Annotated in this window: 1 protein-coding gene; it reads left to right on the top strand. The window is 63.0% G+C overall.

Annotation, left to right across the window (positions count from 1 at the left end; translation table 11 throughout):
- Positions 1-70: 70 nt before the first annotated feature.
- Positions 71-1,248 (top strand): IS3 family transposase gene (locus ACIHCM_RS37495; protein ID WP_399906545.1). Its coding sequence is split into 2 segments (ribosomal slippage): positions 71-332 and positions 332-1,248, totalling 1,179 coding nucleotides; the frame shifts between segments, so codons are not numbered across the junction.
- Positions 1,249-1,291 lie beyond the last annotated feature (43 nt).

The raw sequence follows: 1,291 nt of genomic DNA, 5'->3' as shown, positions 1-1,291 counted from the left end.
TGAGGGGCCCCGAAGATCCCGGACAGGGACCCAATAGGGTTGTCCTGTAAGGAATCGAGGGAAGCAGCAAGTGGCACGTCCAAGTCCGTACTCGCCGGAGTTCCGTGAAGAAGCGGTCCAGCTGGCGTTGAAATCCAGCAAGCCGGTCGCTCAGGTCGCCCGGGAACTCAACGTGAATCCGGAGACGCTTCGCACCTGGGTGCGCCAGCATGAGCGCGAACACGGGCAGCAGGACGGGCCGCTGCCGGTGGACGAACGTGCCGAATTGAAGGAACTGCGACGCCGGAACCGGGAACTTGAGCAGGAGAACGCCTTCCTGAAAAAAGCCGCAGCGTACTTCGCGAAGGATCCCCGGTAGCGAGCAAGTACGAGTTCATCGATTCGATGCGGCTCGACAACGCGGAGTGCGCGTACTCCGTCGAGTTCATGTGCAGAAAACTCGGCGTGTCCAAGTCCGGCTACTACGACTGGAGAAACCGGCCCGATTCCGCAACCGCCCAGCGGCGCGAGGAACTGGGGCTGCTCATCAAGAAGGCATTCGACATATCCGACAGCACCTACGGATATCGGCGCGTCCACGCGCAGCTGCTGCGCTGGGGCGTCACCGCCGGCCCGGAGCTGGTCCGCCAGCTGATGCGCGATCTGGGCCTGGTGCCCTGCCAGCCGCAGCCGAAGCGGTGGTCGCTGACCCAAGGGGCGCCGGGGCCGGTGCCGGACCTCGTGGGCCGCGACTTCACCGCGCAAGCCCCGGGCGAAAAACTCGTCGGCGATATCACCTACGTTCCCACCGGCGAGGGGTGGCTGTATCTGGCGACCGTCATCGACTGCTGCACCAAAGAGGTAATCGGCTACGCCATGGACGACCACTACCAGACACCGCTGATAACTCGGGCCATCCGCAACGCGGCACGGAACAGGAAGCTGGTGAAGGACGCCATATTCCACTCGGACCGGGGCAGCAACTACATGTCCGCCGAGTACGCCAAGGTCCTCAAAGGACTGGGGATTCGCCGGTCGGCCGGCCGAACCGGGATCTGTTTCGACAACGCCATGGCGGAATCATTCTTCGGAGCCCTGAAGAACGAACGTGTATCCCGGGTAACGTACTTGACCCGCGAGGCCGCCCGGCGCGACATCACCCAGTACATCGAATTCTGGTACAATCGCCAACGCCTTCACTCGGCCGTCGGCTATCGCCCTCCCCGAGAAGTCCACGCCGAACATGTGAAGTTGCGAGCCGTCGCGTGAAATAGACAGTCAGATCCCTGTCCGAAGAACACGAGGCCCCTCA

Origin of the sequence: Streptomyces sp. NPDC052023 (assembly GCF_044548465.1) — a bacterium.
In the GTDB taxonomy this organism is placed as follows: Bacteria; Actinomycetota; Actinomycetes; order Streptomycetales; family Streptomycetaceae; genus Streptomyces.
This window is presented reverse-complemented; position numbering and strand designations above follow the sequence as displayed.